The organism is Pseudomonas sp. HMSC067G02, assembly GCF_001813485.1.
In the GTDB taxonomy this organism is placed as follows: domain Bacteria; phylum Pseudomonadota; class Gammaproteobacteria; order Pseudomonadales; family Pseudomonadaceae; genus Pseudomonas; species Pseudomonas aeruginosa.
In genome coordinates this window covers 99,819-106,339 of the sequence record NZ_KV812625.1, presented here as the reverse complement: position 1 = coordinate 106,339, position 6,521 = coordinate 99,819, and the positions used below count along the sequence as shown (strand labels likewise).

8 protein-coding genes are annotated in these 6,521 nt (G+C 66.1%); 6 read left to right on the top strand and 2 right to left on the bottom strand.

Annotation, left to right across the window (positions count from 1 at the left end; translation table 11 throughout):
- Nucleotides 1-584: tetratricopeptide repeat protein (locus HMPREF2914_RS31150; RefSeq protein ID WP_083323300.1), on the top strand; the 584-nt coding region annotated here is incomplete at its 5' end.
- A 62-nt stretch (nt 585-646) separates the two neighbouring features.
- Here the strand turns inward: HMPREF2914_RS31150 and HMPREF2914_RS03080 are convergent.
- Nucleotides 647-1,603: a LysR family transcriptional regulator gene (locus HMPREF2914_RS03080; protein ID WP_022581075.1), complete on the bottom strand. Its 957-nt coding sequence runs from the start codon at nt 1,601-1,603 to the stop codon at nt 647-649.
- Between the two features lie 64 nt (nt 1,604-1,667).
- On the opposite strand from HMPREF2914_RS03080, the gene HMPREF2914_RS03075 reads away from it, so the two are divergent.
- The 3 genes from HMPREF2914_RS03075 to HMPREF2914_RS03065 are packed head-to-tail and all read left to right on the top strand — an operon-like array spanning nt 1,668 to nt 4,235.
- Nucleotides 1,668-2,918 (top strand): D-amino acid dehydrogenase, encoded by a 1,251-nt coding sequence (locus HMPREF2914_RS03075; protein ID WP_003095928.1) that lies wholly within the window; start codon nt 1,668-1,670, stop codon nt 2,916-2,918.
- 24 nt (nt 2,919-2,942) lie between these two features.
- Nucleotides 2,943-3,293: a RidA family protein gene (locus HMPREF2914_RS03070; RefSeq protein WP_003095925.1), complete on the top strand. Its 351-nt coding sequence runs from the start codon at nt 2,943-2,945 to the stop codon at nt 3,291-3,293.
- Between the two features lie 42 nt (nt 3,294-3,335).
- Nucleotides 3,336-4,235, top strand: coding sequence for a transporter substrate-binding domain-containing protein (locus tag HMPREF2914_RS03065; RefSeq protein WP_003095923.1), 900 nt, complete (start codon nt 3,336-3,338; stop codon nt 4,233-4,235).
- 4 nt (nt 4,236-4,239) lie between these two features.
- Here HMPREF2914_RS03065 and HMPREF2914_RS03060 read toward each other — a convergent pair whose 3' ends face one another.
- Nucleotides 4,240-4,716 carry an NUDIX domain-containing protein gene (locus HMPREF2914_RS03060; RefSeq protein WP_003095920.1) on the bottom strand — a complete coding sequence of 159 codons (477 nt, stop codon included), beginning with the start codon at nt 4,714-4,716 and terminating at the stop codon, nt 4,240-4,242.
- Nucleotides 4,717-4,897: 181 nt separating this feature from the next.
- On the opposite strand from HMPREF2914_RS03060, the gene pip reads away from it, so the two are divergent.
- Nucleotides 4,898-5,869 carry a prolyl aminopeptidase gene (gene pip, locus HMPREF2914_RS03055; protein WP_003095918.1) on the top strand — a complete coding sequence of 324 codons (972 nt, stop codon included), beginning with the start codon at nt 4,898-4,900 and terminating at the stop codon, nt 5,867-5,869.
- Entirely contained in the window at nt 5,866-6,303 is a 438-nt protein-coding gene (gene dtd / locus HMPREF2914_RS03050) for a D-aminoacyl-tRNA deacylase (RefSeq protein ID WP_003095916.1), read from the top strand. Before pip ends, dtd begins: the two co-directional genes overlap by 4 nt.
- Nucleotides 6,304-6,521 lie beyond the last annotated feature (218 nt).

Sequence of the window (6,521 nt, the reverse complement as noted above, 5' to 3'; positions counted from 1 at the left end):
CGCAGAAGGCATTGGATCTCTATCAAAAGATGATAGATCTGGATGTGCCTCAGGGGTTCTATGATATGGGAGCAATGATTGGAAATCGCGCCGGGGTTAAAAACCCTGCAACTGACGGACTTACTTTCCTTGATAAGGCTGCTAGCCTAGGAAATCCGCCGGCACTAACTGAACTAGGTAAGCTTTATATATATGTGGCCAAAAAAAAGGATTTGGGGTTGGCGTATACTCACTGTGCTGCTAGTCAGGGTTATGCGCCGGCTAGTTATGAGCTGGGGGCGTATTACAAGATAGTAGAACACAATTTCCCAAAGGCACTGGTTTATTATCAGGTGTCAGTCTCTCAGGGGGGCAAGAGTGCGGCTTTTTTCCTATCACGAGTCTTCGGAAGTGAGACTCCCCCTGCAAGTGCAATGTGGTACGCCCCCGACGAAAAGTTGCGAGAAGCGTATTATTCAATCTACAAAAAGCTTGAAGCTGACCCCGACTTACGTTTCCCCAATCTGATAGAGGACTATCCTCTGCCTCCTCATCCCACCCAGGGCTACGACGCGGACCACCCAGACTGGAAGCCGGAGCGGTAAGTACGCGAGGCGTGGGCCAGAACGACGTCCAAGGTTTCCAGCGGCAGGCCAGGCGGCAAATGCTACATCTGCACGGCCCGCAAACGCTCCTCGGCCTGGCGGGCGAGCATCCGCAGCAGCGGAGCGAGGGTGTGCGGCGGGGTTTCGTCGGCGCGGGTGATGGCGTAGAGGGTGACCGGGAAGGCCGGGCTCAATGGGCGGATCGCGGTGCTGTGCGGGTCGGCGCCGAGGGCGGTGAAGGGATCGACCAGCGCCAGGCCGGCCCCAGCCTCCACCAGGGCGCGGGCGAGGGCGTAGGTCTGCACGGCGATCTTCACCTGCGGCGGTGGCTCCACGGCGCTGAGGTAATCCTCCAGGCGGGCGAACAGCGGGTCGGCGGTGGACAGCCCGATCAGCGCTTCGCCGGCCAGCCCGGCCAGGCTCAGCGGCTGCCGGCGTTCCGCTTCGGGCCAGTGTTCGCGCGGCGCCAGGGCCACCAATACGCCGCTGGCGATGGCTTCGCCGCGCAGGCCGGGGTGTTCCGGCTGCTTCAGGCTCAGGGCCAGGTCCAGTTCGCGCATCAGCAGGCCCTGCACCAGCTCGCGCGAATGCAAGGTGGCCAGTTCGCAGCCGCTCTGCGGATAGCGCGCGCTCCATTCGCCGATCGCCCGCGGTAGCAGCGACAGCGCCAGGGCCGGGGTGGCGCCGATGCGCAGGCTGTGGCCCGGCTGGCGCCGCAGGTTCTGCGCCAGGCGCCGCACGGCCTGCAGGCTATCGCTGAGCTTGGCCACTTCGCGCTCCAGTTCCAGCGCTTCCGGAGTCGCCAGCAGCTTGCCGCGCACTCGCAAGAACAGCGGGAAGCCCAGTTGCTGCTCGGCGTGCTGCAGGACCTTGCTCACCGCCGGTTGGGACACATGCAGCAACTGCGCGGCGCCGCTGACCGAGCCAGCCTGGCGGATCGCCTGGAACACTTCGATATGGCGGAGCTTCATCGGCGCGAACCCATAACCTGGATTTATACCCTGGCCATCTTTATTCATTGTCCTACCGCTGTCATCCGCGCCTATCGTCGAAGCCCTGGAAAACACCTGGATAACGATTGTCATGGCTCAGCGGGTTTGCATCATCGGCGCCGGCGTGGTCGGCCTGGCCACGGCCTACGCCCTGGTTCGCGAAGGATTCGACGTGACCCTGGTGGAAGCGCGCGAGCGGGGCGGGCTGGAAACCAGCTACGCCAATGGCGGGCAGTTGTCCTATCGCTACGTGGCGCCATTGGCCGACAGCGGCGTGCCGGCCCAGGCGCTCGGCTGGCTGCTGCGCAACGATGCGCCGTTGCGCCTGCGGCCGCGTCTTGATCCGGCGCAGTGGCGCTGGCTGCTGGGCTTCCTCGCGGCCTGCCGCGGCTCGCTGAACCGCCGCAATGCCGCGCACCTGCTGCGCCTGGCATTGCTCAGCCAGCGCACCCTGCAGGACTGGCGCGAGGAGGATGGCCTCGATGGCTTCGACTGGCGGCGCAACGGCAAGCTGGTGGCGTTTCGCCAACCGGCCAGCTTTGCGCGGGCCCGCCAGGGCCTGGCCGATCCTTCGGCGCAATTCGTCCTGACCGCCGCCGAGTGCCTCGCGCTGGAGCCGGCCCTGTCCGCCGCGCCCTTCGTCGGCGGCATCCACACGCCGGACGAGGAGGTCGCCGACTGCCATGCCTTCTGCGTGCAACTTGCCGAGCGCTTGCAGGCTTCCGGACATTGCCGGCAACTGCATGGCCGCAGGGTGACGAAGATCGTCGAGGGCGGCGCGGCGGTGCGTGGCGTCGAGGTCGGCGGCGATCTCATCGAGGCCGATCATGTGGTGCTGGCCGCCGGCTACCGCAGCGCCGAATTGATGCTGCCGGGCCTGCGCCTGCCGCTATACCCGCTCAAGGGCTATAGCCTGACCCTGCCGGTCGGCGCGCAGCACCGCGCGCCGGATACCAGCATCACCGATTACGACCGCAAGATCGTCTACGCGCGAATCGGCGAGCGGCTGCGGATCGCCGCGATGGTCGACATCGTCGGCTTCGACCCCGGCCTCGAGCCCGCGCGCCTGGCACTGCTGCGCCAGCAGGCGCGGGACACGTTCCCGCAGGGCGGCGATTTCGACGCCGCCGTCGAATGGGCCGGCATGCGCCCGGCCACGCCCACCGGGGTACCGCTGGTGGGCAACGGCGGCTACCGCAACCTCTGGCTCAACCTCGGCCACGGCGCGCTCGGCTTCACCCTGGCCTGCGGCAGCGGGCGCCTGCTGGCCGAGCAGATCGGCCGCCGCCCGCCGAGCATCGATACCACTGGCCTGCTGCCGCGCGGCGCGCTGGCTGGCTGATCCCCCCTCGACTGGAGCACTCCCATGGAACCGACCCGTATCGCCACCAACGACCGCCTGTCCGCCGCGGTCTGCTTCGACGCCCTGGTATTTCTTTCCGGCCAGGTGCCGGGCCAGGCCGAGGATATCCATGGCCAGACCCGCGAGGTGCTGGCGAAGATCGACGCGCTGCTGGCCGAGGCCGGGTCGCGCAAGGAGCGTATCCTCAGCGCGACCATCTACCTGAAGGACATCGCCCGCGATTTCGCCGCCCTGAACGAGGTCTGGACCCAGTGGTTGCCGACCGGCCAGGCACCCAGCCGGACCACCGTCCAGGCGGAGCTGGCGCGTCCGTCGGTGCTGGTGGAGATCACCGTGGTGGCGGCCAGGGGCTGACTTACTTTCCATAGCCATAAGAAAAAAGAGGCAGAACCTCCGATGAAAACCCTTGTATCCAGCACCCTCGCACTCTCCCTGTCGCTCGCCATCGGCGCCGCGCAGGCCGAGGAACTCAGCGGCACCCTGAAGAAGGTTGCCGACAACGGCACGATAACCCTGGGTTATCGCGATGCCTCGGTGCCTTTCTCCTACCTTGGCGATAACAGCGGCCAGCCCATGGGCTATTCGGTGGAACTGGCCGGCAAGGTGGTGGAGCGGCTCAAAAGCACCCTCGGCAAGCCGGAACTCAAGGTGAAGTACAACCTGGTCACTTCGCAGACTCGCATCCCGCTGGTGCAGAACGGCACCGTCGACCTGGAGTGCGGCTCCACCGGGGTCACCGCCGAGCGGCAGAAACAGGTGGCGTTCTCCTACGGCTTCATCTACGTCAAGGGCCAGTTGCTGACCCGCAAGGACAGCGGCATCGCCCACTTCGACGACCTCAAGGGCAAGAACGTGGTGACCACCGCCGGTACCACCAACGAGCGCTACCTGAAGAACTACAACGCCGAACACAAGCTGGGGATGAACGTGGTCAGCGCCAAGGACCACGGCGAAGCCTTCCAGATGCTGCAATCGGGTCGCGCGGTGGCCTTCTACATGGACGATGCGCTGCTCTACGGCGAACGCGCCAAGGCGCGCCAGCCGCACGACTGGGTGGTGGTCGGCGAGCCGCAATCGCGGGAGATCTACAGCTGCATGGTGCGCAAGGACGACCCGCAGTTCCTTGCCCTGGTCAACGAGACCCTGGCCGGGCTGTATCGCTCGGGCGAGATACAGGGCATCTACCAGCGCTGGTTCCAGCAGCCGATCCCGCCCAAGGGGTTGAACCTGGAGTTCCCCATGACCGCGGAGCTGAAGGCGATCCTCGAGAACCCCACCAGCGATCCGGTGCAGTGAGCGTCTAGCGCTGCAGGCCGAGGTGGCGGATCGACGGCGTCGGCGCGTCCAGGCGCGACCAGACGTCGTCGGCCAGTTCGGCTGGATAGAAGGACGGCAGGCCAGGCAGTTCGTCGCGGGCGATCCAGCCGACCTCGCGGATATCGAACTCGTCGCCGCCCAGGCCCTTCAGGTTGGCCAGGGTCGGCTCGCCACGCCAGGCGTCGATGCGGTAGAACAGCTCCATGTGGAAGCGCCCGGCGGCGGGTTCGGCGAATTCGCGCACGTAGACCAGCGGGCCGACGTCCACCCGCAGGCCGGTCTCCTCGAAAAACTCGCGCCGGACGGTATCCTTCGTCGATTCGTCGCATTCCGACTCGAAGCCGCCGCCGGGCGGAATCCAGTAGATGTCGCCGCCGACCTCGTGGCGGACCAGCAGGATGCGTTGCTCCACCACCAGCAGGCCGGCGGCGCGGATACGGTGTCGCAAGGCCTCGGCCATGCTCGCTCTCCCGGCGCCAGGCGCCGTTGCTTGGATTGATGGTTTCCTGTCTACCGGGGCGGACATGAAAGCCGCTCGGTTTTTTTCCCGGCGCCGAAGTATCATGCGCGGCAGAGCAAAGGACGGGCCCCGCTGTCGACGTTTGCGCCGGGGGCCGAACACATCGCCTCGGGAGCGCATCATGCTAGTTCTGTATCCGGAAATTAAACCCTACGCTCGCCACGAGCTGGCCGTCGACGAACCGCATGTGCTGTATGCCGACGAAAGCGGTTCGCCGGACGGACTGCCGGTCGTCTTCGTCCACGGCGGCCCCGGCTCCGGTTGCGATGCCCTGTCGCGTCGCTTCTTCGATCCCAACCTCTACCGTATCGTCACCTTCGACCAGCGCGGTTGCGGCCGTTCCACGCCCCACGCCAGCCTGGAGAAGAACAGCACCTGGGAGCTGGTGGCGGACATGGAGCGCCTGCGCGAGCACCTGGGTATCGAGAAGTGGGTGCTGTTCGGCGGTTCCTGGGGCTCGACCCTGTCGCTGGCCTACGCGCAGACCCATCCCGAGCGGGTCCATGCGCTGATCCTGCGCGGCATCTTCCTCTGCCGTCCGCAGGACATCCACTGGTTCTACCAGGAAGGCGCCAGCCGCCTGTTCCCCGACTATTGGGAAGACTATGTCGCGCCGATCCCGCCGGAAGAGCGCGGCGACCTGCTGGCGGCCTTCCACAAGCGCCTGACCGGTAGCGACCAGATCGCCCAGATGCACGCCGCCAAGGCCTGGTCGACCTGGGAGGGCCGCACCGCCACGCTGCGCCCCAACCCCATGGTGGTGGACCGCTTCACCGAGCCGGGCAGGGCGCTGTCGATCTCGCGCATCGAGAACCACTTCTTCGTCAACCAGGGCTTCCTCAGGCCCAACCAGTTGCTCGAGGACATGCACCGCATCGCCCATCTGCCTGGCGTGATCGTGCATGGCCGCTACGACGCCATCTGTCCGCTGGACAATGCCTGGGCCCTGCACCAGGCCTGGCCGAACAGCGAACTGCAGATCATCCGCGACGCCGGGCACACCGCCAGCGAGCCGGGGATAGTCGATGCGCTGGTGCGCGCCACCAACGAGATCGGCCGGCGACTGCTCGACCTGCCGCCGGAGGCCGAATGAAGGCATTGCTGCAGCGCGTCGGCGCGGCGCGGGTGGAGGTTGGCGGCGAAATCGTCGGCTCCATCGATCGCGGCCTGCTGGTGCTGGTCGGGGTCGAGCCCGAGGATGGCGAGCGTTGCGCGGCGAAGATGCTGCACAAGCTGCTCAACTACAGGGTGTTCGGCGACGACGAGGGCAAGATGAACCGGTCCTTGCTCGACGTGCAGGGCGGCTTGCTGCTGGTCTCGCAATTCACCCTGGCGGCGAACACCCGCAGCGGACTGCGTCCGAGCTTCTCCAGCGCGGCGCCGCCGGCGCAAGGAGAGACGGTGTTCGAGCACCTGGTGAAACTGGCGCGGGAGGCCTATCCGCAGGTGGCGACCGGGCGTTTCGGCGCCGACATGCAGGTGCACCTGGTCAACGACGGGCCGGTGACCTTCCTGCTGGAGAGTTGATCGGCGTCGAGGGGATTTTCCCCAAGGTGCTTCAGGGAGAGATGGCGGGGCCGGAACGGTGAATTTTTGTGACAGATACATGGCCTTTTGTCACAACCTCGGTGCATCATCCGCACGCCGATTTCATGCTGTACAGGACAGGCCGGCCGGCATCCCGATGCCGGGCGGGGCGTCCTGCAACCCAATGGACGGGAATCATTCCGCCCGGGCAGGGTCGG